Here is a 26227-nt window from a genome sequence, read left to right on the forward strand (position 1 = left end):
CGCCGAGTTTTTGTATGATAAGGCTGATTATTGAATCAGTGAAAGGGGCAAGCCGAATGATTAACCGTCAACACTTTCAATTATCGCTGCAGTCATTAAGCTTGGTGGCAGGGTTTATGGTTTGGGTGCTGATTTCGTCACTTATTTCCCAAATCACATTAGATATTCATTTGAGCAAAGGCGAAATTTCCTTGGTAACGGCCATACCCGTTATATTAGGATCGCTTCTCCGCGTTCCATTGGGATATTTGACCAACAGGTTTGGCGCGCGGATCATTTTTATGATTAGCTTTATATTGCTTTTATTCCCTGTATTTTGGATCAGTATTGCAGATTCCCTGTTTGATTTAATCGCGGGCGGTTTTTTCTTAGGGATTGGGGGAGCCGTTTTTTCCATTGGGGTTACATCTCTTCCGAAGTACTATCCTAAAGAAAAACATGGCGTTGTAAACGGTATTTACGGTGCCGGGAATATCGGAACCGCGATCACTACATTTGCAGCTCCTGTGATTGCTCAAGCGGCGGGGTGGAAAAGTACGGTGCAAATGTATATGGTTCTGCTGGCTTTATTTGCTTTGCTGCACTTTTTCTTCGGTGACCGGCATGAGAAGAAAGTGAAGGTGTCCGTAAAGACTCAAATCAAAGCCGTTTACCGAAATCATGTGCTGTGGTTTCTGAGTCTCTTTTATTTTATTACGTTTGGCGCCTTTGTCGCTTTTACAATCTATTTGCCAAACTTTCTTGTTGAGCAGTTTGATCTGAGTCCTGCGGATGCCGGGCTGCGGACGGCAGGTTTTATTGCTGTATCCACGCTGCTCAGGCCGGCGGGCGGGTGGCTGGCTGATAAAGTGAGTCCGCTCCGCATCCTGATGTTTGTCTTTGCCGGCCTGACATTATCGGGCGTCATCCTGTCGTTTTCGCCGACGATCGGCATTTATGCCTTTGGGGCGTTAACGGTTGCGGTGTGCTCCGGGATTGGAAACGGGACGGTTTTTAAACTGGTTCCTTTCTATTTTTCTAAGCAGGCGGGAATCGCCAACGGAGTTGTGTCTGCCATGGGCGGATTAGGCGGCTTTTTCCCTCCGCTGATTCTGGCGAGTGTATTTCAGGCGACGGGACAATACGCCATCGGATTTATGGCGCTTTCGGAAGTCGCGTTAGCAAGCTTTGTCATTGTCATATGGATGTATTGGCAGGAAAGAATGAAAACACACACAGAGAGAAGCGGGCACAGCGTAAACTGACGGGCCGCCGGCGATTGGGGAATTCACGAGATTGTAAGTTTTTTCTGAAAAGCGCAAATGATTTCACGTTACAATAGATACACAACGTGACTTTTCTTCGAGGTGAGCTCATGAACTTTCTCTCTGTTCGAACATCTGATAAGGATCTTATTTCCAGTGATCTTCATCAATTGCTGGAATCCATCAGCACAAAAAGAAAAATCGAAAAACAAACATACCTGTTTCGAGAAGGAATGGATGCAGAAGAGCTTTATCTGATTCAGTCAGGACTCATTGAAATCGGGAAGCTGACGGCTGACGGCAAAGACCTGACGCTTAGAATCTGTCAAAAAAATGATATTGTCGGTGAATTAACACTTTTCACAGAAGAACCGAGATATATGCTCAGTGCAAAAGTGCTGGAGGATGGCGAAGTGCTCGTCATCAATAAAAGCAGACTTGAAAAGGAACTTATCCACAACGGTGCTTTGACATTTGAATTTATGAAATGGATGAGCACCCATTTGCGCAAAATTCAATCCAAAATCAGAGACCTTCTTCTTCATGGTAAAAAAGGGGCGCTCTACTCCACCCTCATCCGCTTGTCAAACAGCTATGGAGTGAACCGGAGTGATGGCATTCTCATTAACATTGCCCTGACAAACCAGGATTTGGCGAAATTTTGCGCGGCTGCAAGAGAGAGCGTCAACCGCATGCTGGGGGATCTCCGCAAACAAGGGGTTATTTCAATAGAGGATTCCGGAAAGATTGTACTGCATCAGCGGGACTATTTACGGTGTGAGATTGAGTGCGAAAATTGCCCGTTAGAGATTTGTAATATTGATTAAGAGGAAACAAGGACAGCAATATGTCCTTGTTTTTATCTTGTTAGCCAAATATAAATGATGGCGAAAAAGAAGCACGCATTGACGATTTCAAGAATGCCGATCGTTTGAACAGGCCACTTCTTTCCATGAAAAAACCATGCACGCAAACTGCTGGGGATAAAGGCGAGAACGGCCCATCCACCTCCGAGAGCTGCGGAAAGTAAGGGGAGGATCAGGTGATAGCCCCACGACCAGTAAGCAAATACTCTATTATTCTTCTCCCGGATCACCGACTTCACATAAAATGAACTTCCGATAAAAAACAAAGCAGATTGTGCGAAAATAAACCATGCCCAGCCGTCAAGAGTCTCCGTCCCCAGCCAGCAGCTGGCGAGTCCGCCTGTACAAAAGAATAAGACGCCCGCAAAATCATTCAGCAGCGCTCGTTCATTTTTTTGCCGGGCATAATACACATGAATGAGAAACAGCGGCAGCAAAGAAAAGGCAAGCCAGATAAAAGACGGCTTATGGATGACGGCGGCAAGCAAAAAGCTGCAGGATGGAAAACTGTAAGAAATTATCCACTTTTGATAGGGTTTGATTTGTTTCTTTTTTAATGCCAGCGTAACAGGATAAACAGCCAAATAAAGAAAAAGCCAGCCCAAAAATAGGGGGATATGCCAAAGAACCGCTCCTCCCTTCACCATACCGAGGCAAAACGGAATCAGCAGCATGGCCCAAGCGCCGTGCTGCTTCGGAATAAGCGCCTTCATCGAAACACTCCTTTCTTGTTTCATTATAAAAGCAAAAATACCGCCAATAAGTGACATTCATCATATCACTGTGAAATACATCACTGCTGTCATGGATCGGCCGGGCTACACTAAAGGTATCCTTAGCACAGGAGGCTTCCCTATGAATCAGTGTGACTATTTATTTTTTTTGAAACAACTTCCTATGTTTAATGAAGTGCCTCTATCCATTGTCGAAACATTGCTGAATAACGGGACGTTTATCCGCGGTTCATGTGATCAGGATCCATCTTTTCTCCATTCTCAATCCATTTATATTGTATTAAAAGGCAGTATTCGTTTTATTGACAGCAGGCTGCCTGAAGGGTCGCAAACCGTGGCGCTGTGGGAAAAAGGCGATGTGTTTCCCATTGATCAAAAAGGCGGGATGTTCTTATCTCCATTCATTTCAGTCCGAACATCCGAAGACATTCTTATGCTCAATATCCCTTTTTACATATTAAAGAAAATCATGTCCTATTATCCGCAGCTGCAGATGAATTTTCTGGTGATGCTCCAGCAAAATGTCTTTTTCTCTTATGAGCTGTTTTTGCGATACATGCATAGATCTCAGGATGAAAACGCTGAGCCCGATTCCTAAAAGGAACCGGGTTTTTTGTTCGGTATTTCCATTCCTTCTTCCTCATGTGAACTTTCTGTGAAAAAAGGGGAGTGTGTGACATAGTTCACAAGGAAACATCATGCCTCTGTATATAGTGAACTTAGAATACCTGACTCGGAAGGAGTGAAATATTCATGAAAAAAAAGAAAATGAGTCCGTTGTTTAGGAGATTAAATTATTTCTCTCCTATTGAGCATCAATCAAATAAACATAGCCAAACAACCTATGAAGATCGTGATTGGGAGAATGTATACAGAAACAGATGGCAGTACGATAAGGTCGTCCGCTCCACCCACGGTGTCAACTGCACAGGGTCCTGCAGCTGGAATATATACGTGAAAAACGGCATCGTCACGTGGGAAGGGCAAAATTTGAATTATCCTTCAACAGGCCCGGATATGCCTGATTTCGAACCGAGAGGCTGTCCGCGGGGGGCCAGTTTTTCATGGTATATTTACAGCCCGCTCCGTGTGAAATATCCGTACGTGCGCAGTGTGCTGATCAATTTGTGGCGGGAAGCATTGCAGGCTCATCAAAACCCTTTGGAAGCATGGAAATCGATCGTTGAAAATCCGGATAAAGCGAAGTCCTATAAACAGGCGCGGGGAAAGGGCGGCTTTGTGCGCGCTGAATGGCCGGAGGTGCTGAAGCTGATTTCTGCTTCTTTGCTGTATACGGTTATAACATACGGCCCTGACCGGAATATCGGGTTTTCTCCGATTCCGGCTATGTCTATGATCAGCCATGCGTCAGGCTCGCGGTTTATGTCTTTGATTGGCGGCCCTATGCTCAGTTTCTATGATTGGTATGCGGATCTTCCCCCGGCATCCCCGCAAATCTGGGGCGACCAGACAGACGTCCCGGAAAGCAGTGATTGGTACAACTCAGGCTATATCATCACATGGGGCTCCAATGTGCCGTTAACGAGGACGCCGGATGCGCATTTTTTGGCAGAAGCCCGCTATAAAGGCGCTAAGGTCATCTCAATTAGCCCGGATTTCGCGGAATCCTCTAAATTTGCAGATGACTGGCTGAGCATCCGCCAAGGAACAGACGGCGCGCTTGCGATGGCGATGGGTCATGTGATCCTGCAGGAGTTTTACGTTAATCAGAAGACAGAGCGTTTCATAGAGTATGCAAAGCAATATACGGATTTCCCGTTCTTTGTCACTCTAACTAAAGAGGATGGCGTGTATACGGCCGGGCGTTTTCTTCATGCAAAGGACATCGGGCGGCAGACGGAGCATGATCAGTGGAAGCCTGCGGTGTGGAATGAACGTACAAGCGCATTCGCGATCCCGCAAGGAACAATGGGCTCCCGCTGGGACGGCCAAAAGAAATGGAACCTGCACATGATAGATGAAGAAACAGGCGAATCGATTGAACCCCGGCTTTCGGTGCTCGGCATAGAGGACGAAATCGGCACGGTTCGAATCCCTTATTTCTCAAATGAGGGGAACAGAGTGCTTGAGCGAGATCTGCCTATAAAAAAACTGGCGCTGGACAATGAGGATGTGTATGTCACAACCGTATTTGACTTGATTTTGGCTAACTACGGCGTGAATCGGGGGATCGGGGCAAAATCAGCCTGCTCGTATGACGATCCTGAGCCGTTTACGCCAGCCTGGCAGGAGCAGGTGACAGGGATCAAAAAAGAGATGGTCATTAACATTGCCAGGGAATTTGCTCAAAATGCGATCGATACAGAGGGCCGGTCCATGATTATCGTAGGAGCGGGGATCAACCACTGGTTCAACTCAGACACGATCTACCGGGCGGTGTTAAATCTTGTTTTACTGGTAGGCGCCCAAGGCGTAAACGGCGGAGGCTGGGCTCATTATGTGGGACAGGAAAAACTCCGTCCTGCTGAAGGCTGGCAGACGATCGCCAACGCTAAGGATTGGGAGGGGGCGCCAAAGCTGCAAAACGGCACTTCCTTTTTCTATTTTGCGACTGACCAGTGGCGCTACGAGGATCAGCCGGTCAGTGACTTAGCATCTCCGATCGCGGCATCCTCCCGCTACAAGCATCACGCCGACTACAATGTGCTGGCGGCAAGACTCGGGTGGCTTCCGTCTTATCCGACATTTGATAAAAACGGAATTGACCTGTACAAAGAAGCTGAAAAAGCGGGAGCGAAGACAACAAAAGACGTTGCTGACTATGTGGCCCGCCAGCTTCAAGAGAAAAAACTGAAATTTGCCATTGAAGATCCTGACAATGAAGCGAATTTTCCGAGAAACCTGTTCGTGTGGAGGGCGAATCTGATCTCCAGTTCGGGAAAAGGGCATGAATATTTTCTCAAGCATCTCTTGGGAACGACGAACGGCTTGATGAATGACGACAGCGACAGTATCCGTCCTGAAGAAATCAAGTGGCGCGAGCAGGCACCGGAAGGAAAGCTCGATTTGTTAATCAATCTCGATTTCCGAATGGCCGGTACCGCCTTGTATTCCGATATCGTGCTTCCGGCGGCGACATGGTATGAAAAACACGATCTCAGCAGCACTGATATGCATCCGTTTATCCACCCCTTTGCCCCGGCTATTTCGGCTCCTTGGGAATCGAAGTCGGACTGGGATATTTTCAAGGCTTTATCAAAAGCCGTCTCCAATCTCGCGGAAGAAGTTGATATGAAGCCGGTAAAAGAAGCTGTCGCCGCACCGCTCCTCCATGACACGATGCAGGAAATGGCGCAGCCTCTCGGAAAAATCAAGGACTGGAGCAAAGGCGAATGCGAAGCCGTCCCGGGGAAAACAATGCCGAACATTCAAGTCGTTGAAAGGGACTACAAACAAATCTTTCATAAAATGACCGCGCTCGGCCCAAACGCCGCCTTAAAACCAAGCGGAACAAAAGGCATGAGCTGGTCGATTGCCGATGAATACGAATCACTCAAAAAAAGGCTGGGAGAAGTCACCACAGACAGTGTCGCAAAGGGATGTCCGAATATAAGCGAGGCCAAGCAGGCGGCAGAAGCCGTTTTAACTCTTTCGTCCACGTCGAATGGAAAAGTTGCCGTAAAAGCATGGGAATCGCTTGAAGACATCACGAATCTGAAGCTGAAAGATCTGGCTGAAGAGCGGGAGGAAGAATGCTTTACGTTCGAACAAATCACGGCTCAGCCCAAAACGGTGATCACATCTCCGGCATTTACAGGCTCGGAAAAAGGCGGGCGCAGGTATTCGCCGTTTACGACAAATGTGGAAAAATTAATCCCTTGGCGTACGCTGACAGGCAGACAATCCTATTATGTCGATCATGAGCTGATGATGGAGTTCGGGGAAACGATGGCGACCTTTAAACCGATCCTCCAGCATCGCCCTTTCTTAAGCAAACGGCCAGATCAAGAGGGCAAAGAAATCGTTCTCAATTATTTAACGCCGCATAATAAATGGTCCGTGCACAGCATGTATTTTGATTCCCTGCCGATGCTTACGCTATTTCGCGGCGGGCCGACAGTATGGATGAATAAAGATGATGCGGCAGATGCGGATATCAAAGACAACGATTGGATTGAATGCTTTAACCGAAATGGTGTTGTCGTAGCCAGAGCGGTTCTGTCTCACCGGATACCAAAAGGAATGGCGTTTATGCACCATGCCCAAGACCGCCACATCAACGTGCCCGGCACAAAACTGACCAATAACCGCGGAGGCACCCATAACAGTCCGACAAGGATTCACGTTAAGCCGACACAGATGATTGGCGGCTATGCCCAGCTCAGCTACGGCTTTAACTACTATGGCCCTACGGGGAATCAGCGCGATCTGAATGTGGTCATCCGCAAGCTGAAGGAGGTCGATTGGCTTGAAGATTAAAGCGCAAATCGGAATGGTCATGAACTTAGATAAATGCATCGGCTGCCACACGTGCAGCGTGACCTGCAAAAACACATGGACAAACCGTTCCGGTGCCGAATATATGTATTTCAATAATGTAGAAACAAAGCCAGGTATCGGCTATCCGAAGCAATGGGAGGATCAGGACAAATATAAAGGCGGCTGGACCTTAAAAAAAGGAAAGCTCGAGCTGAAATCAGGCCCGAAAACCAACCGTCTTGCAAACCTTTTCTATAATCCGAATCAGCCAACCATTGATGATTACTACGAGCCTTGGAACTATGATTATGAAACGCTGACTAACAGTCCGCAGAAAAAACATCAGCCCGTAGCGCGGCCAAAATCGTCGCTGACAGGAGATTTCATGAATATTGAATGGGGGCCGAACTGGGAGGACGATCTGGCGGGCGGCCACATTACGGGGCTTGAAGATCCAAACGTGCAAAAGATGGAGGAATCGATCAAGACAGAATTCGATGAGGTTTTTATGATGTATCTGCCGCGCATTTGTGAGCACTGCATCAACCCGGCGTGCGTTTCCTCTTGTCCGTCCGGCGCCATGTATAAACGCGAGGAAGACGGCATTGTGCTCGTGGATCAAAATGCCTGCCGTTCATGGAGATACTGTGTTTCATCCTGTCCTTATAAAAAAGTCTATTTTAACTGGCAAACGAACAAAGCGGAAAAATGCACACTCTGCTTTCCGCGTTTGGAGGCGGGACTGCCGACCATCTGTTCAGAGACATGTGTGGGGAGAATCCGTTATTTGGGCGTCATGCTGTATGACGCGGATAAGGTGGAGGAAGCGGCATCTGCAGAAAATGAAAAGGATCTCTATCATTCTCAATTGGAAGTGTTTCTTGATCCGAATGATCCCGAGGTTGCTAAACAAGCAAAAGAACAGGGCATCCCGACAGAATGGATAGAGGCTGCACAGCAATCGCCCATTTATAAGATGATCATCGACTGGAAAATCGCCCTGCCGCTTCATCCGGAGTATCGGACATTGCCGATGGTTTGGTACATTCCTCCTTTGAGTCCGATCATGAATCTCTTTGAAGGAGAGGGAAGCCGGCAAACAGCGGAAGACATTTTTCCGGCTATCGACCAAATGAGGATTCCGATTGACTATTTGGCGCAGCTATTAACGGCCGGTGATACAAATCATATTCGGTCCACATTAAAGAAAATGTCTGTCATGCGCCAGTATATGAGAGCGGTCCAGACGAATAAATCCATCGACCCGGCACTGATCTCCAGTGTCGGCTTAACAGAACAGCAAATTGAAGACATGTATCGGCTGCTTGCGATCGCCAAATACGATGACCGATTTGTGATTCCGAGCAGCCACCGTGAAGACATTTCTGATTTATACGCTGAACAAGGGAGCTGCGGCTTATCATTTTCAGGCGGCCCCGGCTCTTGTATATAACCAAAGAAAAATGAGGTGTAACACGATGAACACCACAGACCGGCAAATCACATTCTCGGCTCTTTCCTATCTTCTTTCGTATCCGGATGAAGAGTGGAGAGCGGAACATCCCGAATGGGAAGACCTGATCAATGAAATCGAAAATCAGCATATCCGGGAGAAACTGCTTCACTTTGTAAAGTCATCAGCATGTTTTTCCCGGCAGGCCCTGATTGAACACTATGTATACACGTTTGACTTCGGGAAAAAAACGAATATGTATGTCACCTACTTTAACTCAGGCGAGCAAAGGGAACGCGGCATTGAATTGCTGCAGTTAAAGAACACTTATGAGCAATCCGGCTTCCTCCCGACAGACAAAGAGCTTCCTGATTACCTGCCGCTTATGCTGGAATTCGCCGCCATTGCGGAGATGAAGGAAACAAAGAGCATATTTGAGAAGTATCTGTCTAATTTGCGGGAGCTGACATCCCGTTTAGATCAAAACCAAAGTTTATATGCCGTACTGCTGGATGCACTGCTTACCGCGCTTGAGGAAATCGGCTTGTGTGAAAGCAGCGAAGGAGCTGTTCGGACATGAGCGGGCAGATCCTGTGGGTCATCATGCCGTATATGGTATTGACGATATTTATCGGCGGGCATATTTACCGCTATCAGCACGACCAGTTTGGCTGGACCGCCAAATCAAGCGAACTGTTAGAAAAGAAAAAGCTTGCGGCGGGAAGCATGCTCTTTCATTGGGGGATGCTGTTTGTTATCGGCGGACACGTTATGGGCATTCTCATCCCCGAAGGTGTATATCGTGCAATCGGCATCACAGAACACGTGTATCACAAAATGGCGATTGGCGTCGGCTTGCCGGCGGGAATTGCTGCAGTAATTGGACTTTTCATCCTGACATACAGAAGGCTGTTTGACAAAAGGATCCGCAAAACCAGCTCGCCCTCCGATTTTCTCACGCTGTTTTTGCTGCTGTTTGTGATGGTCTCGGGCGTTGCAGCCACATTTCTCAACGTTGATTCGAAAGGATTCGATTACCGGACAACAGTCGGGCCGTGGTTCAGGCAGATCTTTTTGTTGAGGCCGGACGCTTCTTTAATGGAGAGTGTTCCGCTATGGTTTAAGCTTCATATTCTCATGGGATACGTCATTTTTATCATGTGGCCATTTACGAGATTGGTTCACGTGTTCAGCCTGCCGCTCAAATACCTGACCCGCAGCTATGTCGTATATCGCAAGCGTTCGAAACGACACATACAGCATCCGTAAAAACATCCCCCTTTGCCAAAAAGGGGGATTTCTCATCTTCTCTTTACATTATAGGAAAAAATAAAAACCTAAGATATTTTCTTACAAGACAATTGCTTGGCGGCAAGGAATACTGATATTTTTGTATTTGGAAATAACAATATGTTCGAAAAAGGAGAGTGAAGAATGAAACGGATGTTCCTCATTTTAACCGCCTGCCTCATCACTAGCGCCGGGGTCCTGACTCTCAGACATTCTCATGTATTAACCGGCGGCACAGCCGGCCTTTCTCTAAGCCTGACGTACGTGTTTCATTCCTCGTTTGCTATTATCTTCTTTCTGATTAATATCCCGTTTTATGTCTTTTCTTTTATCAGAATGGGTGCCAGCTTCACTTTATCCACCATATTTGCAGTAACAGCACTGACTTTTTTTACAAGCGTCGATCACTGGCTTCCGCCCGTCTCTTTTTCCCCGTTTGCCGGCGCGATTTGCGGCGGAGCATTGATCGGGTTCGGCCTGTCGCTCATGTTTTATCATCAGGCATCCCTTGGCGGCGCCAATATTCTCGCTTTATTTATGCAAAAGCGATACGGGTGGAATCCGGGGAAGGTTAATTTCGCCTTCGATTTCGCCGTTGTGCTGGCCGGCATTTTTTCCGTCGGTTTGCAAAAAGGCCTCTGCTCCATCCTGTCCATTGCCATCACGGGATTGGCTGTCGGCTTCTTTAAACATAAAATCAAAAGCAGCTACTCACTGAAGCCAGATTTGCTCAAGAACTTTACTTCCGGCCAATCACAGGAAGCCTCCTCGTAAGCCTTTCCGCCCCGTGCGCGGAGAGGCTTTGTTCATAGAAAGGTTTAAAGGTTAGAAATAAGAGGAAATACGAAGGTAATCGGATCGGATTGGAGAGGGGACAAATGCTGAAAAGGAGACTGGAGTTTTTCTTTTTATATATCATGCTCATCGGGGCATACGTCATATGGGTTTTTCCGGTTTCCAGGCTTGAGTTTTACGGAGGATTGCTTTGCTATGCGGGCATTATTTTGTTCAGCATTTATTCGTTAATCCTTGAAAATCGAACGTCACAGCACACGCTGTTATGGATACATATTCTAGTCTTTTTTCCGATCGCGGGCTACATGTTTTATCTGTTTTCCGGACAGCTGTATGTAAAAGGAAAGCTGTTTAAAACAAAACGAATGTACAACAGGGAGAAGCTTCGAAAGCAGTTTGACATGGAGGAAACGCCTGAAGTGACCGGATTGAAGGACAATCAAGAAAGATTTTTTACCTATTCCATCAGGGCTTCACATATGAATATCAACACGAAAAGCAGGGTGAAGGTTTTGAAAAACGGGGAAGAAACCTTTCCTGATATTTTCAAAGCAATGCGGAAAGCGGAATCTTATCTGCATATCGAATACTACATGTTCAAATCGGACATGCTTGGGCGCGGCATGATGGAGATTATGATGGAAAAGGCGCGTCAGGGTGTCGAGGTGCGGTTTTTATATGACGCTGCGGGCAGCATCAAATTGGCAGGAAGAGATATTATGAAAATGAAAAAAGCGGGCGTGGACATCGTTCCTTTTTCTCCGCTGAAATACGGGTTCTTCAATCAGAAATTGAATTTTCGAAATCACCGTAAAATCGTGATCATAGACGGGAAAGTCGGCTTTGTCGGCGGATTGAATGTCGGGAAGGAATATATCAGCCGAGACCCGATTATCGGTTTTTGGAGAGACACTCATCTGCGGCTGGAAGGAGAAATTGTGCAAACGCTTCACGCCATCTTTATGCTGGATTGGGAATATGTCTCTAATGAAGTGTTAATTGATCAAAAAGAATACAATACGCCAGTCCCCGTGGAGGGAGGAGGCATTTATCAAATTGTCGCGACAGGGCCTGACATGAAGGAAAGCATGAGTGACCTCTACTATGAAATGATTTCTACAGCGCAGAAATCTGTGTGGATCGCCACGCCTTATTTTGTCCCGAATGAATCCATCCGCACGGCTTTGAAAGCCGCGGCGACAAAAGGGGTTCAGGTGCGGATTATGGTGCCGGAGACGAATGACAGCTTTTTAACGCAATACGCGTCGAGATCGTATTTCCCTGAGCTGCTTCTAGAAGGGATTGAGGTGTATTCCTATCAAAAAGGCTTCATGCATCAAAAAGTGATAATCATTGACGGCGATCTCGCCTCAGTCGGAACCGCAAACATGGATATGCGCAGCTTTCAGCTCAATTTTGAAGTGAACGTTTTTTTCACGGATGCCGAAGCGATCCTCACCTTGGAAGACCATTTCGAAGAGGATATGCTGGAAAGTGAGAAGCTTAGCCCTGTCGGCTTTTATAAAAGAGGAATGGCCGACCGGACAAAGGAATCAGTTGCCCGTCTCTTTTCAAGTGTTCTGTAAGAAAAAAGAAATACTGTCTTTCAAAACAGCCAGTGTATAGTATAATTGAGAAATCTTATCAGTTATTAATGCATTGGGGGAAGATAGGGTGCTGCGGCAATTTTTTGCGTATTATAAACCATATAAAACATTGTTCTTTCTCGACTTTTTCTCGGCGATCGCAGGAGGCTTAATGGAGCTGAGTTTTCCTTTAATCGTCAATTATTTTATTGATACCTTGCTTCCGGGGAGAGACTGGGGCCTGATCATCGCGACCTCAATCGGATTGTTCGCAGTTTACGCGCTCAGCTCGGCTCTTCAATATGTCGTCACGTATTGGGGGCATATGCTCGGAATCAATATCGAAACCGATATGAGAAAGTCGCTATTTGACCATCTGCAAAAGCTGTCCTTCAAATTTTACGACAACAACAAGACGGGAACGTTAATGTCGAAGCTGACGAACGACTTAATGTACATCGGCGAAGTCGCCCATCACGGTCCAGAAGATTTGTTCATCGCCATTATGACGATTCTCGGGGCGTTCGGGGTTATGCTGTTTATCAACTGGCAGCTGGCATTGCTGACGTTTATTATCATGCCGATTGTCATTTGGCTTGCGCTTTACTTCAATAAAAAAATGACCAAAGCGTTTACGACGCTGAACAAGGATATCGGAGACTTCAGTGCGCGGGTAGAAAATAATATCGGCGGCATCCGGCTCGTTCAGGCGTTCGGCAATGAATCGTTTGAAAAAGAGCGCTTTGCTGTCAACAATCAGCGATTCCGCATCACTAAGCTGTCATCATATAAAATCATGGCGAAAAACGGCTCCATCACGGTTTGTTACGCTGTTTGTCCTCTTGTGCGGTACGTGGTTTGTCATCCGAGGCTCCTTGTCATACGGAGAATTTGTGGCGTTTGTGCTATTAACGAATGTCCTGTTTCGGCCGATTGACAAAATTAACGCCATTATTGAAATGTATCCGCGGGGAATTGCCGGCTTTAAAAGCTACATGGAACTGATGGAGACGGAGCCGGATATTCAGGATTCTCCTGAGGCGAGAGACGTTTCCGGACTGAAAGGTGATATCCGCTATCAGCATGTTTCGTTTGGCTATGATGAGAATCAACATGTCCTTCATGACATTAACCTGACCATTCGGGCGGGGGAAACGGTAGCGTTTGTCGGTCCGTCCGGAGCGGGGAAATCAACACTTTGCAGTCTGCTTCCGCGCTTTTATGAAGCGTCAGAAGGCGACATTACCATTGACGGCATCAGCACTAAAGACATGACGCTGTCTTCCTTGCGCGGGCAGATTGGCGTTGTGCAGCAGGATGTTTTCTTATTCTCGGGCACACTGAGAGAGAATATTGCATATGGCCGTTTGGATGCATCGGAAGAGGAAATCTGGCAGGCTGTGAAGCAGGCTCACTTGGAAGAACTCGTCAATAACATGCCGGATGGATTGGACACTGTCATCGGAGAACGCGGCGTAAAACTTTCCGGCGGGCAAAAGCAGCGCCTTTCAATTGCGAGGATGTTCTTGAAAAATCCATCTATCCTGATTCTGGACGAGGCAACTTCCGCCCTTGATACGGAAACAGAAGCGGCGATCCAAAAGGCGCTTCAAGAATTGTCGGAGGGGCGCACGACGCTGGTGATCGCCCACAGACTGGCGACGATCAAACATGCGGACAAAATTGTCGTCGTGACAAAAAACGGTATCGAGGAACAAGGGCGGCATCAGGAACTGATCGAAGCCGGCGGTATTTACAGCAGACTGCATCATGCACAGTTCGGAGAGATGGTGCAGCAATAGGAGGAGAGTATGGATAGAAAAAATGTGCTGTACATAGCTGTTTCGTTAGACGGGATGATCGCGAGAGAGGATGGGAGCGTCGACTGGCTGGATGAATTTGAAGGCGAGGGTGATAACGGGTACAGTGAATTTTATCAGACTGTTGATACCGTCATATTAGGGCGGAGCACATACGAACACATCAAAATTCTCACACCCGTTTTTCCGTATCAGGATAAAACATGCTACGTGTTTACAGAAACGCCCGACAGCTATCATGATAAACACGTGATGTTTATCGATGAAGACATCAAAGCGTTCACCGGCCGCTTAAAACAGCAAAAAGGCGTAAACATCTGGATTGCGGGCAGGGCAGAGCTGGTGAATACCTTTATGAGAGAGGACGCCATCGACGAATACATCATCACTGTCATCCCGGTTGTATTGGGGAGCGGCATTCCGCTGTTTCATGAACAAAATACCGAAACAAAGCTGCGTTTAACCGATATGAAACGATTCGGACAGGCGGCGCAGCTGCATTATAAACGAGCATAAGAAAAAGGATAGACATCACTGTCTATCCTTTTTTATGTAAGTTAGAGCGCTTCTCTCTCAGCGGGCTCAATCATATTCTGAAACTTTTCAACCAGCTGAGACGCTTTTGTTCCTTCAACCACAATCAGATATTCTTTTTCATTATGAGCCATACGGAACGTTTCCAGCTCGATTAAGCTTTTGATTTTGCACATCGTTTTCTTTGAGTAAATATAAACCTCGTGGCTTCCGGAATGGCACATTTTATATAGGTGAATCAAATTTCTTAAAGTAAATGCCTGTGCGGCTACTTTTAGAGACTTGATGTTTTTCATGTTCTTTCTCCTCCATTGATTCTTGTCTTATATAGCGTATGTTCCCAATGTGTACAAACTGTAAACCTGTTTTTGCACACTTATGATTTCCATTGCAGAGTGCCGCCGCCAATCCGTTTCACGCCGCGGATTGAGCTCAATTCATCCATCAGCCGGAGAAGCGCCTTGTCCTTCTGTTTCGCCTCGATCATAAAATCAATATTGGTTCCCCATTGCCTGAAGCGCTCCAAAAGCGGCAGCAAGAAGTTGGCGTCTACATATTCCGCATGGCTGCGCACCGCTTGCTCCGATTTTGGAGAGGAAAGATGGACCTTCGGCTGCAATCCGATCCGCTGCCATGTGTTGATCATCCGGGGCAGTGCTTCATTCAGGTCTGCATGATCATCCGAGTTTGCGTAAAAATGATGAAAATCAAAGACAAACGGAACATTCTCTTGTTCACAGACCTGAAGCGTCTCTTCCGTGGTGTACGTTTTATCGTCATTTTCCAGCGTCATCCGCTGTTTGATCTCTTTCGGAAGCATTTTCATGTTTTGATGAAATTGTTTCAGAGCGTTTTCTTTGTTTCCGTAAGCGCCGCCGATATGGATGTTGATAACTGAGCGGTCTGCAATCCCCATCGCTTCAAGCATGCGGTAGTGATAAGCCATATCGGTTACTGCATTTGCTGTAATGGATTCTTTAGGGCTCGTAAACAGGGTAAACTGGTTAGGATGAAAGCTTGTGCGCAGATTGTATTTTTTCACGAGCTCTCCAATCTCACGGAACTCCTTGCGAAACGGCGTCACAAAGTCCCACATCACGTCAGGATGAGTGGCCAGCGGCACAATTGAGCTGGAAAAACGGTACAATGGAATATCGTGGCCGATGATATAGTGAAGGGTTCTCATGGTATTGCGCAAGTTGGCTTTCGTCACAGCCAAAAGGGCTCCTTTTCTCTCATCCTCGGGCAGCTTTGAATAACGGGCGAATGTCAGTGTTTTGGCGGGAGACGCATCCCAAAGGCTCATCGCATTTGAGACGAACCCGAATCTGAAAATCATAGGAACTCTCCTTTATAAAAAATAAGATAATGCTTTACCGAGCCATTCCGCCGGTCGCTGCCTGAACGTGCGCTTTTTGAAATTTTCTTTTGTCAGCAGCTCCGACTTTTTAATATCCTCTTCAATCGTGGCATAGACTTCTTTTGTAAATGCAACATCATCAATTTCAACGTTTACCTCTTCATTTAAAAACAGGCTGCGCTGATCAAAATTGGCTGTGCCGATGATGCTGAAGTGATCGTCAATGATCAAGGCTTTCACATGATAAAACCCTTGGTAAAAACGGTAGATGAGACAGCCGGCATCCAGCAGGTCCGAATAATATGTAAAAGCAGCTTCTCTGACCAGCGGGTGATCTGATTTCATCGGCACAATCAATGTAACGTCTACACCGTTTTTTCTTGCTTTGACCAAAGCCTGCTGAAGCGGTTTAGACGGAATATAATATGGCGTGCAAATCGTAATGCGCTCTTTCGCCTGTGAGATATTTGCCAAATACGTTTTTTCAAGAGAATAGCCGTCAGTCGCATAAATCTTATGAGGGATATTCCCTTGGGGAAGCTCAGGCCAAACATCCGGACCCAGTTCGGCTGATCCGGTATTTCGTTTCAGGTCGGCTGTAAAAAGTGTTTGAAGATCTTGGACACCTTCTCCCGTCATACGCAGATGATAATCCTCCCAATTGCCGAACTTCGCCTTCTTCCCAAGGTATTCCTCACCAATGTTAAACCCGCCGACATAGCCGACTTTTCCATCCATCACAGCAATTTTCCGGTGATTTCGTTTTTGTATATGAAAAAAGAAATAAGGGAAACGGGGCCGGTTCAGAAAATGAACGTGAACGCCGGCGTTTTTCATTGTCTCCAGCGCCGGTTTCTTAATTTTTTGGCTGCCCGACCAATCCAGAAGCAAATAAACCGATACGCCGGCCTGGGCTTTTGTTTTCAGCAGTGTGAACATATTGTGGCTGACCTCATCGTTTTTCATAATGAAAAACATCACGTGAACGGAAGAGACGGCATCGCGTATATCCTCCATCATCCGTTCAACAAGATCAGCGCCGCAGTGAATCAATTCGATATCACTTTTCTTTTTTGAAAAAACAGGCTCGTACGCTTTCTTTCTGTATGCGGCGCGGCCCATAAAGATATCCAGCAGGATTAAAGCCAAGAGTATGATGACAACGATGAGAATCAAGAAAAATACCTTCATCCCGGCACTCCTTTCCGTAGTTGTAGGTAGTGTGCCCGAACAGCAGGAATTTAATTATTGACTGAACACTCATTCATTATTTATCATAAAGATAATCTTATACAGATTTTGGGGCAGGGGATCACGGTCTTCATCAGTAAAAAGGGGGAATTGGAATGAGCGGCTTTCTCATTGTCAATGCATTATTGTTTCTGACTGTAACCGCTTACGCTGTTTATTTGTTTGTCTATTTGGTCAAAACAAGGCTTGCTTACATCAGGCTCGGCCAAAAGGAACAGTTCGATAAACGGATCAAGGAACGGCTTCAGGCCATATGGGTAAATGTATTCGGACAGAAAAAACTGCTCAAGGATAAGAAAAGCGGCATCATTCACGTCATGTTTTTCTACGGATTTATATTGGTTCAGTTCGGAGCGATTGACTTTATCATCAAAGGGCTGGTCCCGGATCGAAATCTGCCGCTTGGCCCGATCTATCCCGCCTTCACTTTTTTTCAGGAAATCGTTACGTTTCTGATCTTAATTGCGGTTGGCTGGGCATTTTACAGACGCTATATCGAAAAGCTCGTCAGGCTGAAACGAGGCTTTAAATCTGGACTTGTTCTCATTTTTATCGGCGGTTTAATGCTGACGGTTTTACTGGGGAACGCAATGAATCTGATCTGGCATGATCACGGGCTTTCTTGGAGCGAGCCGATCGCTTCAGGCATCGCGTTTTTGCTTGGGGGCGTCGGGGAGACGGGCGCCGCGGTGATTTTCTATATCGCATGGTGGGTGCATCTGCTGTTTTTACTGAGCTTTTTAGTGTATGTGCCGCAGTCAAAGCACGCTCATTTAATTGCCGGTCCTGCCAACGTCTTTTTCAACAGGCTTGAAGCACCCGGAAAGCTCGAAAAAATTGATTTCACAGACGAAACGAAAGAAAGCTACGGAGCGGGAAAAATTGAGGATTTCAGGCAGTCCCAGTTGATTGATCTGTATGCGTGTGTCGAGTGCGGCCGCTGCACCAATATGTGCCCTGCGACAGGCACCGGAAAAATGCTGTCGCCGATGGATTTAATTTTACGCCTCAGGGACCACCTCACAGAAAAAGGCGCTGCTGTCACTTCGCGCTCGCCATGGGTGCCGGCTGCAGCATTCCGGCATACGAAAGGGAACCAGCTGGCTGCGGCAGCCTCAGGGAGCGGATCACAGGAAGCCGCCGCCGCGCTAGATTACAGTCCGAGCTTAATCGGCGATGTCATTACCGAAGAAGAAATTTGGGCCTGCACCACTTGCCGGAACTGTGAAGATCAGTGCCCCGTCATGAACGAGCATGTTGATAAAATCATTGACCTTCGCCGCTATCTCGTGCTGACTGAAGGGAAAATGGACAGTGACGCACAGCGGGCGATGACGAGTATTGAGCGGCAGGGAAATCCGTGGGGCCTCAACCGCAAGGAACGTGAAAATTGGCGCGACGCAGCCCCAGATGCCGATATTCCGACAGTAAAAGAATTAAAAAAAGAGGAAAAAGAATTCGAATATCTTTTTTGGGTCGGTTCCATGGGTTCATACGACAACAGAAGCCAAAAGATCGCCATCTCCTTTGCAAGACTGCTGAACCAAGCAGGTGTGACCTTTGCGATCCTCGGCAACAAAGAAAAAAATTCAGGGGATACCCCGCGCCGCCTCGGAAATGAATTTTTATTTCAAGAACTGGCCGAAAAGAATATCTCGGAATTTGAAAAAAATAATGTGGAAAAAATCGTTACGATTGATCCGCACGCATACAATTTATTTAAAAACGAATATCCTGATTTCGGCTTTGAAGGCGAAGTGTATCATCATACGGAAGTGCTGGCCGATCTGGTGAAGAGCGGGAAACTAAAACCGCAGCACCCAGTTCATGAAACGATCACCTTCCACGACTCGTGTTACTTGGGACGGTACAACGAAGTCTATGATCCGCCGAGAGAGATTTTAAAAGCCATTCCGGGTGTGCGGCTTATTGAAATGGAGAGAAACCGGGAAACCGGCATGTGCTGCGGAGCTGGCGGAGGCTTGATGTGGATGGAGGAAGAGTCAGGCAACAGGATTAATGTCGCCAGAACAGAGCAAGCGCTGGCAGTCAATCCGTCGGTAATCAGCTCCGGCTGTCCGTACTGCCTCACGATGCTTGGGGACGGCACAAAGGCAAAAGAAGCGGAAGATCGTGTCAAAACGTATGACGTCGCGGAGCTTCTGGCTCAATCTGTCTTGGGCGCTGATATGACAATGGGGGAAAAGCGATGAATTTTTCATTAACAGAAGAACACGAAATGATTCGGAAATTGGTTCGTGATTTTGCAAAGCATGAGGTTGCACCGACAGCGGCAGAACGTGACGAACAAGAACGCTTCGATCGTGACCTGTTTCGGGAAATGGCGGATTTAGGATTAACAGGGATTCCGTGGCCTGAAGCTTACGGCGGAATCGGAAGTGACTACCTGGCTTATGTCATAGCGGTGGAGGAACTGTCAAAAGTCTGCGCCTCCACCGGCGTGACGCTTTCAGCCCATATCTCGCTTTGCGGCTGGCCGCTGTTTGCATTTGGCACAGAAGAACAAAAGGCAGCGTACTTAACACAGCTGGCCCTTGGGCAGAAAATCGGGGCTTTCGCTTTGACTGAAGCAGGCTCCGGTTCAGACGCCGGCGGGATGAAAACAACCGCTGAGCGAATCGGTGATGACTATGTATTAAACGGATCAAAAGTGTTTATCACAAACGGCGGCGCCGCTGATATTTATATTGTGTTTGCAGTCACTGACGCTGAGAAAAAGAAAAAAGGCATTTCCGCTTTTATTGTAGAAAAGGATTTTGAAGGATTTTTGACAGGCAAGAAAGAAAAGAAACTAGGCATCCGTTCTTCTCCGACAACAGAGATCATCTTCGAAGACTGTGTCGTTCCCGCAGAAAATCGTCTCGGTGAAGAAGGAGAAGGCTTCAAAATCGCGATGAAGACGCTTGACGGGGGAAGAAACGGCATTGCGGCGCAGGCTGTTGGCATCGCCCAGGGAGCGCTTGATGCGGCGCTTCAATACGCAAAAGAAAGAAAACAGTTCGGCAAATCGATTGCCGAGCAGCAGGGCATAGCTTTTAAACTTGCAGATATGGCGACAATGATAGAAGCTTCAAGGCTACTGACCTACCAGGCCGCATGGCTGGAGTCGTCAGGCCTTCCGTATGGAAAAGCCTCCGCTATGTCCAAACTGCTGGCGGGGGATACGGCGATGAAGGTGACGACCGAAGCTGTGCAGATTTTCGGCGGCTACGGCTATACGAAGGATTATCCGGTTGAACGCTATATGCGCGACGCGAAAATTACGCAAATCTACGAAGGCACCCAAGAAATTCAAAGGCTGGTTATCTCCAGAATGCTCGCAGAATAAGGCAAAACATCTATCAGTCGGATCACTCTTGTAAAATTATTTAAATTAACGCTGTTAAGGGTAGCATATTCTGTTTTATTTTGTTTATAATGAGAGGTATGGTTTGTATAAGAACGATACAATATCGCTTTCATTATTGATAAAACAGATACATATAAGTAATAGAAAGGGAGTGTCCGACCTTGGGTATCAAACAATATTCACAGGAACAGCTAAAGGAAATGGCTTTAGTTGAAATCGCTCACGAATTATTTGAAGATCATAAAAAACCAGTTCCTTTTCAGGAGCTTTTAAATGAAATTGCATCATTGCTCGGCGTAAAAAAAGAAGAGCTTGGAGACCGCGTCGCACAATTTTATACAGATTTAAACATTGACGGCCGCTTCTTGGCGCTCTCTGACCAGACTTGGGGCCTTCGCAGCTGGTATCCGTACGATCAGCTTGATGAAGAAACACAGCCGACAGTTAAGGCGAAAAAGAAAAAAGCGAAAAAAGCTGTTGAAGAAGATCTTGATCTTGATGAATTTGAAGAGGTTGACGAAGACGAGCTCGATTTGGCTGAGGTTGAGGAAGAGCTTGATCTCGATGCTGATGAGTTTGACGATATCGATGAAGATGACGACGAAGACGAGCTCGAAATTGATGATGATCTCATTGATGACGATGAAGAAGAAGATGAAGATGACTATGATGAAGGCGATGAGGATAAAAAATAGTAAAAGAATTTCATCCTCAAATCGATCTTGACTTTCATAGTCGAACTATGTAGTATGTATTTTGGGCTCTTCAAAAACGAAGAGAGAACATAGAACGTTATGCTCCCTTTCAAGAAATTGAAAGGGAGCTTTCTTATTTTCACCCCTCATTTTTCTTATAAATCATTTAAAAGGCTAAATGATTTCCTATAAAACGGTACATTTTAAGAAATGTAGCTTAGAGCGAAGAGAGGAGCAAACGAAATGACGAAATATATTTTTGTAACCGGGGGAGTCGTATCCTCACTTGGAAAGGGTATTGTAGCAGCTTCATTAGGGCGTTTGCTGAAAAACCGCGGACTGAACGTCACAATTCAAAAATTCGATCCATACATCAACGTCGATCCGGGAACAATGAGCCCTTACCAGCACGGTGAAGTATTCGTAACAGATGACGGCGCTGAAACAGACTTAGACCTGGGCCACTATGAGCGTTTTATCGACATCAACCTGAATAAATTCAGCAACGTAACAACAGGTAAAATCTATTCAACAGTTCTTAAAAAAGAACGACGCGGCGATTACCTCGGCGGAACAGTGCAGGTTATTCCGCACATCACAAATGAATTGAAAGACCGCGTATATCGCGCGGGTAAAGAAACAAACGCGGATGTCGTGATTACAGAAATCGGCGGTACTGTCGGAGACATCGAATCTCTGCCATTCCTTGAAGCGATCCGCCAAATGAAGAGTGACATCGGCCGTGAAAACGTGATGTACATCCACTGTACACTTGTGCCTTACATTAAAGCTGCCGGCGAACTGAAAACAAAACCGACACAGCACAGCGTAAAAGAATTAAGAAGCCTGGGCATTCAGCCAAACATTATCGTTGTTCGTACAGAAATGCCGATTTCTCAAGATATGAAGGACAAAATCGCATTATTCTGCGACATCGATACAAAAGCGGTTATTGAATGTGAAGATGCGGACAACCTCTATTCCATTCCGCTTGAGCTTCAAAAACAAGGACTTGATAAGCTTGTTTGCCAGCATATGCAGCTGGAATGCAAAGAAGCGGAAATGTCCGAGTGGAAAGAGCTTGTGAACAAGGTCAGCAACCTGTCTCAAACGACCACAATCGGACTTGTCGGAAAATATGTTGAGCTTCCTGACGCTTACATCTCTGTCGTTGAATCACTTCGCCACGCGGGCTACGCGTTTGACACTGATGTAAAAGTGAAATGGATTAACGCTGAGGAAGTAACAGAAAGCAACATCGGAGAGCTTACTAGCGGCACAGACGGTATTATCGTACCGGGCGGCTTCGGTGACCGCGGTGTTGAAGGTAAAATCATTGCGACAAAACATGCCCGCGAAAACAAGATTCCGTTCTTGGGCATTTGCTTAGGCATGCAGGTTGCATCTATTGAGTATGCCCGAAACGTATTAGGCTTAAAAGGCGCTCACTCTGCGGAAATTGATCCGTCAACTCAATACCCGATCATCGACCTTCTTCCTGAACAGAAGGATGTTGAAGATCTTGGAGGAACACTTCGTCTCGGCCTTTACCCTTGTAAGCTTGAAGAGGGCACGAAAGCATTTGAAGTGTATCAGGATGAAGTGGTATACGAGCGTCACCGCCACCGTTATGAATTCAACAACGAATTCAGACAGCAAATGGAAGACCAAGGCTTCGTATTCTCAGGCACCAGCCCGGACGGACGCCTTGTTGAAATTATTGAGCTGAAAGACCATCCTTGGTTCGTGGCTTCTCAGTTCCACCCAGAGTTCAAGTCAAGACCGACAAGACCTCAGCCATTATTCAAAGGCTTTATCGGAGCGTCTGTTGAAGCTGCAAATCAGAAATAATAAAAAAAGACTTGCCGTTTGTCAAAAGCGGACAAGTCTTTTTTATTTGTTTCCGGCAAGATACAGCATGTACAATAAGTGATTATGCATATTCTTGCAAAATTTCTTTTAATGTAAATGATAGAGCATGGTAGACATACAATGCTGTCATTAATGAAGGGAAGCCGTAGCGGGTGCCGTCTTCATCGGGAACAAGCGGCATTTTCAGCTTTGAATCAATATGCACATCGCAATATTGTTCGATTCCGGCGCTGTCTTTGGATGCCGGTGATACGCAGACGACCCCCGCGCCTTTTTCATAAAGCTCTTTCGCGAGCGCCTGTTCTTCATCTGTACCTGTCCCTGAGCAAAACATCAGCACCCTGTCGCTTTCTGTCACATCATCAGCGTTAGCGGGAAACGCTTTGACGGAAGGAAGCGGTTCTTTGCTTTCGGTTGCCTCATGTAAGATGCCCTGAAGCTCATTAGCCCCGTATATATAGATGGAATGTCCGCTGATCACCGCTTGAGCGAGCAATCGCGCCCCATCTTCAATCGCGTCAGATTCCTTATCCTGAATGCGGGAAAAAATACCTGTTAACTGTGTTGTAAATATTTTCAACATAAGTGAATCCTCCTTTATAACGTACAATAACAGTATACAACAAAAGAGAAAATGCTCAGAAAATGTCGTAAAGTAGACTATTATAATTAAAGGAAATAGGAAAATCAAACAGAATACATAAACTACTGCTTACTTTTGACGAAAATCATAATATTGGGGTGTAAAATGATGAATGAAAAAATTTTAATCGTTGATGATCAATACGGAATACGTATTTTGCTTAACGAAGTGTTCAATAAAGAGGGCTATCAGACATTTCAGGCTGCGAACGGCCTTCAAGCGCTTGATATTGTGACAAAAGAACGTCCGGACCTTGTCCTTCTGGATATGAAAATTCCCGGCATGGACGGAATCGAAATCTTAAAACGGATGAAAGTCATTGACGAAAACATCCGCGTGATCATCATGACGGCTTACGGAGAACTCGATATGATCCAGGAATCAAAGGAACTGGGCGCATTGACGCACTTTGCGAAGCCGTTTGACATCGACGAAATCAGAGACGCCGTCAAAAAATATCTGCCCCTGAAGTCTAACTGACAAAAAGAAGAAACAATTGAATGAGCTCATTGTGTTGCCGATTTGTCGAAAAGTTGGTATTCTAGTTATGGAGAAAAAGCGATCTGAGTATTTACATATGACAGCAAATTATGGGTCATGCTAGGGTGGAAAGCTTTTTTCGCTAGAAGACAATCAGGCTACATAAGGAGGACATTCGACATGCCTTTAGTTTCAATGACGGAAATGTTGAATACAGCTAAAGAAAAAGGTTATGCTGTAGGACAATTTAACTTAAACAACCTTGAGTTTACTCAAGCGATTTTACAAGCAGCTGAAGAAGAAAAATCTCCAGTGATCCTTGGTGTTTCCGAAGGTGCGGGACGCTACATGGGCGGCTTCAAAACAGTCGTAGCTATGGTAAAAGCACTAATGGAAGAGTACAAAGTGACAGTTCCTGTTGCGATCCACTTAGACCACGGTTCAAGCTTTGAATCTTGTGCGAAAGCGATTCATGCAGGTTTCACATCTGTAATGATCGACGCTTCTCACCATCCATTTGAAGAAAACGTAGCAACAACTTCTAAAGTTGTTGAGCTTGCTCATTTCCACGGTGTATCTGTAGAAGCTGAGCTAGGAACAGTCGGCGGACAAGAGGACGACGTTATCGCTGAAGGCGTAATCTACGCTGATCCTAAAGAGTGCCAAGAGCTTGTTGAGCGCACTGGCATCGACTGCCTTGCACCTGCATTAGGTTCTGTTCACGGCCCTTACAAAGGTGAGCCAAACCTTGGCTTCAAAGAAATGGAAGAGATCGGAAATTCAACTGGTCTTCCGCTCGTTCTTCACGGCGGTACTGGAATTCCGACTGCTGACATCAAAAAATCAATCTCACTTGGTACAGCTAAAATCAACGTAAATACTGAAAACCAAATCTCTTCTGCAAAAGCTGTTCGCGAAACGTTGGCAGCTAAGCCTGACGAGTACGATCCTCGTAAATACCTTGGACCTGCTCGCGAAGCGATTAAAGAAACTGTTATCGGTAAAATGCGTGAATTTGGTTCTTCAAACCAAGCTTAATTCAATTGGAACTTTTTATAGCCGCCTGACAGCTTGACAGGCGGTTTTCCGTCTATCTTTAGAAAGCGCAATCATATTCACAGTTCTGAAAATTCTTACTCAGGGAGGCTTTTGTAAATGTTATTTTTTATTGATACAGCCAATATCGATGAGATTAAAGAAGCGTATGAATTAGGAGTTCTAGCCGGTGTAACAACAAATCCTAGTTTAGTAGCAAAAGAAGCTAACGTATCATTCCATGACCGCCTTCGTGAAATCACAGAAGTCGTTCCGGGCTCTGTAAGCGCGGAGGTTATTTCTCTGAAAGCTGAGGAAATGATCGAGGAAGGAAAAGAACTGGCGAAAATCGCTCCGAACATCACGGTGAAAATCCCGATGACGGCTGACGGTTTAAAAGCCGTAAAAGCACTTACTGACTTAAACATCAAAACAAATGTCACATTGATCTTCAATGCAAACCAAGCGCTTCTTGCTGCAAGAGCGGGCGCTACATATGTATCTCCATTCTTAGGCCGCTTAGATGATATCGGCCATAACGGGCTTGACCTGATTTCAGAAGTCAAGCAGATTTTTGATATCCACGGGCTTGATACGCAAATCATTGCGGCGTCAATCCGCCATCCTCAGCATGTAACTGAAGCTGCATTAAGAGGGGCTCATATCGGTACAATGCCGCTTAAAGTCATTTATCAGCTGACAAAGCACCCGTTAACAGACAAAGGAATCGAACAATTCCTGGAAGACTGGAACAAGTAA

22 protein-coding genes and 1 pseudogene are annotated in these 26227 nt (G+C 46.1%); 18 read left to right on the forward strand and 5 right to left on the reverse strand.

Annotated features, from left to right (window positions below; genetic code table 11):
- The first annotated feature begins 56 nt into the window (after positions 1-56).
- Together H7F27_RS02195 and H7F27_RS02200 are read left to right on the forward strand one after the other, a co-directional pair.
- Complete coding sequence (locus tag H7F27_RS02195) at positions 57-1244, forward strand: nitrate/nitrite transporter (RefSeq protein ID WP_101859804.1); 1188 nt, start codon at positions 57-59, stop codon at positions 1242-1244.
- A 110-nt stretch (positions 1245-1354) separates the two neighbouring features.
- Positions 1355-2071 carry a fumarate/nitrate reduction transcriptional regulator Fnr gene (locus tag H7F27_RS02200; protein WP_024123208.1) on the forward strand — a complete coding sequence of 239 codons (717 nt, stop codon included), beginning with the start codon at positions 1355-1357 and terminating at the stop codon, positions 2069-2071.
- Positions 2072-2103: 32 nt separating this feature from the next.
- Here H7F27_RS02200 and H7F27_RS02205 read toward each other — a convergent pair whose 3' ends face one another.
- The gene (locus H7F27_RS02205) at positions 2104-2823 is read right to left on the reverse strand and encodes a YwiC-like family protein (protein ID WP_185848502.1); all 720 of its coding nucleotides are present in this window, start codon (positions 2821-2823) and stop codon (positions 2104-2106) included.
- Positions 2824-2965: 142 nt separating this feature from the next.
- Between H7F27_RS02205 and H7F27_RS02210 the strand changes: the two genes are divergently transcribed.
- From H7F27_RS02210 to H7F27_RS02250, 9 genes and pseudogenes are all read left to right on the forward strand, one after another.
- On the forward strand, positions 2966-3442 hold the full coding sequence (locus H7F27_RS02210) for a cyclic nucleotide-binding domain-containing protein (RefSeq protein ID WP_024123206.1): 477 nt from the start codon (positions 2966-2968) through the stop codon (positions 3440-3442).
- 155 nt (positions 3443-3597) lie between these two features.
- Complete coding sequence (locus tag H7F27_RS02215) at positions 3598-7284, forward strand: nitrate reductase subunit alpha (protein WP_185848503.1); 3687 nt, start codon at positions 3598-3600, stop codon at positions 7282-7284.
- Positions 7274-8737 carry a nitrate reductase subunit beta gene (narH, locus tag H7F27_RS02220; protein WP_024123204.1) on the forward strand — a complete coding sequence of 488 codons (1464 nt, stop codon included), beginning with the start codon at positions 7274-7276 and terminating at the stop codon, positions 8735-8737. The genes H7F27_RS02215 and narH overlap by 11 nt, the downstream gene beginning before the upstream one ends.
- A gap of 25 nt (positions 8738-8762) precedes the next feature.
- The gene (gene narJ, locus H7F27_RS02225; protein WP_024123203.1) at positions 8763-9317 is read left to right on the forward strand and encodes a nitrate reductase molybdenum cofactor assembly chaperone; all 555 of its coding nucleotides are present in this window, start codon (positions 8763-8765) and stop codon (positions 9315-9317) included.
- Positions 9314-10006 (forward strand): respiratory nitrate reductase subunit gamma, encoded by a 693-nt coding sequence (gene narI, locus H7F27_RS02230; protein ID WP_185848504.1) that lies wholly within the window; start codon positions 9314-9316, stop codon positions 10004-10006. Before narJ ends, narI begins: the two co-directional genes overlap by 4 nt.
- A gap of 165 nt (positions 10007-10171) precedes the next feature.
- Positions 10172-10801: a YitT family protein gene (locus tag H7F27_RS02235; RefSeq protein ID WP_185848505.1), complete on the forward strand. Its 630-nt coding sequence runs from the start codon at positions 10172-10174 to the stop codon at positions 10799-10801.
- A gap of 104 nt (positions 10802-10905) precedes the next feature.
- A complete protein-coding gene (gene cls, locus H7F27_RS02240) occupies positions 10906-12408 on the forward strand; it encodes a cardiolipin synthase (protein WP_185848506.1) in 1503 nt (500 codons plus the stop codon).
- Positions 12409-12496: 88 nt separating this feature from the next.
- A pseudogene (locus H7F27_RS02245) lies at positions 12497-14210 on the forward strand (ABC transporter ATP-binding protein).
- Between the two features lie 9 nt (positions 14211-14219).
- Positions 14220-14744, forward strand: coding sequence for a dihydrofolate reductase family protein (locus tag H7F27_RS02250; RefSeq protein ID WP_185848507.1), 525 nt, complete (start codon positions 14220-14222; stop codon positions 14742-14744).
- A 41-nt stretch (positions 14745-14785) separates the two neighbouring features.
- Here H7F27_RS02250 and H7F27_RS02255 read toward each other — a convergent pair whose 3' ends face one another.
- From H7F27_RS02255 to cls (H7F27_RS02265), 3 genes are all read right to left on the reverse strand, one after another.
- On the reverse strand, positions 14786-15058 hold the full coding sequence (locus H7F27_RS02255; protein WP_010332264.1) for a hypothetical protein: 273 nt from the start codon (positions 15056-15058) through the stop codon (positions 14786-14788).
- Between the two features lie 80 nt (positions 15059-15138).
- Positions 15139-16101: a UV DNA damage repair endonuclease UvsE gene (uvsE, locus tag H7F27_RS02260; RefSeq protein WP_101864893.1), complete on the reverse strand. Its 963-nt coding sequence runs from the start codon at positions 16099-16101 to the stop codon at positions 15139-15141.
- Between the two features lie 12 nt (positions 16102-16113).
- Complete coding sequence (gene cls, locus H7F27_RS02265; RefSeq protein WP_185848508.1) at positions 16114-17313, reverse strand: cardiolipin synthase; 1200 nt, start codon at positions 17311-17313, stop codon at positions 16114-16116.
- A 155-nt stretch (positions 17314-17468) separates the two neighbouring features.
- Here cls (H7F27_RS02265) and H7F27_RS02270 point away from each other — a divergent pair, with 155 nt between their 5' ends.
- The 4 genes from H7F27_RS02270 (at position 17469) to pyrG (ending at position 23289) form a co-directional block, all read left to right on the forward strand.
- A complete protein-coding gene (locus tag H7F27_RS02270; RefSeq protein WP_185848509.1) occupies positions 17469-19586 on the forward strand; it encodes a heterodisulfide reductase-related iron-sulfur binding cluster in 2118 nt (705 codons plus the stop codon).
- Positions 19583-20722, forward strand: a complete 1140-nt coding sequence (acdA, locus tag H7F27_RS02275) for an acyl-CoA dehydrogenase AcdA (RefSeq protein WP_059292344.1) — start codon at positions 19583-19585, stop codon at positions 20720-20722. The genes H7F27_RS02270 and acdA overlap by 4 nt, the downstream gene beginning before the upstream one ends.
- A 182-nt stretch (positions 20723-20904) precedes the next feature.
- Positions 20905-21438 (forward strand): DNA-directed RNA polymerase subunit delta, encoded by a 534-nt coding sequence (rpoE, locus tag H7F27_RS02280; protein WP_024123192.1) that lies wholly within the window; start codon positions 20905-20907, stop codon positions 21436-21438.
- Positions 21439-21681: 243 nt separating this feature from the next.
- Positions 21682-23289 (forward strand): glutamine hydrolyzing CTP synthase, encoded by a 1608-nt coding sequence (gene pyrG, locus H7F27_RS02285; RefSeq protein WP_095712807.1) that lies wholly within the window; start codon positions 21682-21684, stop codon positions 23287-23289.
- An 82-nt stretch (positions 23290-23371) separates the two neighbouring features.
- Here pyrG and H7F27_RS02290 read toward each other — a convergent pair whose 3' ends face one another.
- On the reverse strand, positions 23372-23893 hold the full coding sequence (locus tag H7F27_RS02290) for a DUF2529 domain-containing protein (protein WP_185848510.1): 522 nt from the start codon (positions 23891-23893) through the stop codon (positions 23372-23374).
- 165 nt (positions 23894-24058) lie between these two features.
- On the opposite strand from H7F27_RS02290, the gene spo0F reads away from it, so the two are divergent.
- The 3 genes from spo0F (at position 24059) to fsa (ending at position 26227) form a co-directional block, all read left to right on the forward strand.
- Positions 24059-24433: a sporulation initiation phosphotransferase Spo0F gene (gene spo0F, locus H7F27_RS02295; protein WP_003227621.1), complete on the forward strand. Its 375-nt coding sequence runs from the start codon at positions 24059-24061 to the stop codon at positions 24431-24433.
- Between the two features lie 180 nt (positions 24434-24613).
- The gene (locus tag H7F27_RS02300) at positions 24614-25471 is read left to right on the forward strand and encodes a class II fructose-bisphosphate aldolase (protein WP_024123189.1); all 858 of its coding nucleotides are present in this window, start codon (positions 24614-24616) and stop codon (positions 25469-25471) included.
- A gap of 117 nt (positions 25472-25588) precedes the next feature.
- Complete coding sequence (gene fsa, locus H7F27_RS02305; RefSeq protein WP_185848511.1) at positions 25589-26227, forward strand: fructose-6-phosphate aldolase; 639 nt, start codon at positions 25589-25591, stop codon at positions 26225-26227.

Source organism: Bacillus sp. PAMC26543 (assembly GCF_014250375.1).
GTDB classification, from domain to species: Bacteria; Bacillota; Bacilli; order Bacillales; family Bacillaceae; genus Bacillus; species Bacillus halotolerans.

Coding starts and splice junctions, on each gene's coding strand:
- cls (WP_185848508.1), bottom strand. CDS start 17,313: ATGAAGGTATTTTTCTTGATTCTCATCGTTGTCATCATACTCTTGGCT.
- H7F27_RS02270 (WP_185848509.1), top strand. CDS start 17,469: ATGAGCGGCTTTCTCATTGTCAATGCATTATTGTTTCTGACTGTAACC.
- H7F27_RS02210 (WP_024123206.1), top strand. CDS start 2,966: ATGAATCAGTGTGACTATTTATTTTTTTTGAAACAACTTCCTATGTTT.
- H7F27_RS02300 (WP_024123189.1), top strand. CDS start 24,614: ATGCCTTTAGTTTCAATGACGGAAATGTTGAATACAGCTAAAGAAAAA.
- H7F27_RS02235 (WP_185848505.1), top strand. CDS start 10,172: ATGAAACGGATGTTCCTCATTTTAACCGCCTGCCTCATCACTAGCGCC.
- cls (WP_185848506.1), top strand. CDS start 10,906: ATGCTGAAAAGGAGACTGGAGTTTTTCTTTTTATATATCATGCTCATC.
- H7F27_RS02290 (WP_185848510.1), bottom strand. CDS start 23,893: ATGTTGAAAATATTTACAACACAGTTAACAGGTATTTTTTCCCGCATT.
- fsa (WP_185848511.1), top strand. CDS start 25,589: ATGTTATTTTTTATTGATACAGCCAATATCGATGAGATTAAAGAAGCG.
- H7F27_RS02250 (WP_185848507.1), top strand. CDS start 14,220: ATGGATAGAAAAAATGTGCTGTACATAGCTGTTTCGTTAGACGGGATG.
- H7F27_RS02195 (WP_101859804.1), top strand. CDS start 57: ATGATTAACCGTCAACACTTTCAATTATCGCTGCAGTCATTAAGCTTG.
- acdA (WP_059292344.1), top strand. CDS start 19,583: ATGAATTTTTCATTAACAGAAGAACACGAAATGATTCGGAAATTGGTT.
- narJ (WP_024123203.1), top strand. CDS start 8,763: ATGAACACCACAGACCGGCAAATCACATTCTCGGCTCTTTCCTATCTT.
- pyrG (WP_095712807.1), top strand. CDS start 21,682: ATGACGAAATATATTTTTGTAACCGGGGGAGTCGTATCCTCACTTGGA.
- H7F27_RS02205 (WP_185848502.1), bottom strand. CDS start 2,823: ATGAAGGCGCTTATTCCGAAGCAGCACGGCGCTTGGGCCATGCTGCTG.
- narI (WP_185848504.1), top strand. CDS start 9,314: ATGAGCGGGCAGATCCTGTGGGTCATCATGCCGTATATGGTATTGACG.
- uvsE (WP_101864893.1), bottom strand. CDS start 16,101: ATGATTTTCAGATTCGGGTTCGTCTCAAATGCGATGAGCCTTTGGGAT.
- H7F27_RS02215 (WP_185848503.1), top strand. CDS start 3,598: ATGAAAAAAAAGAAAATGAGTCCGTTGTTTAGGAGATTAAATTATTTC.
- H7F27_RS02255 (WP_010332264.1), bottom strand. CDS start 15,058: ATGAAAAACATCAAGTCTCTAAAAGTAGCCGCACAGGCATTTACTTTA.
- spo0F (WP_003227621.1), top strand. CDS start 24,059: ATGATGAATGAAAAAATTTTAATCGTTGATGATCAATACGGAATACGT.
- H7F27_RS02200 (WP_024123208.1), top strand. CDS start 1,355: ATGAACTTTCTCTCTGTTCGAACATCTGATAAGGATCTTATTTCCAGT.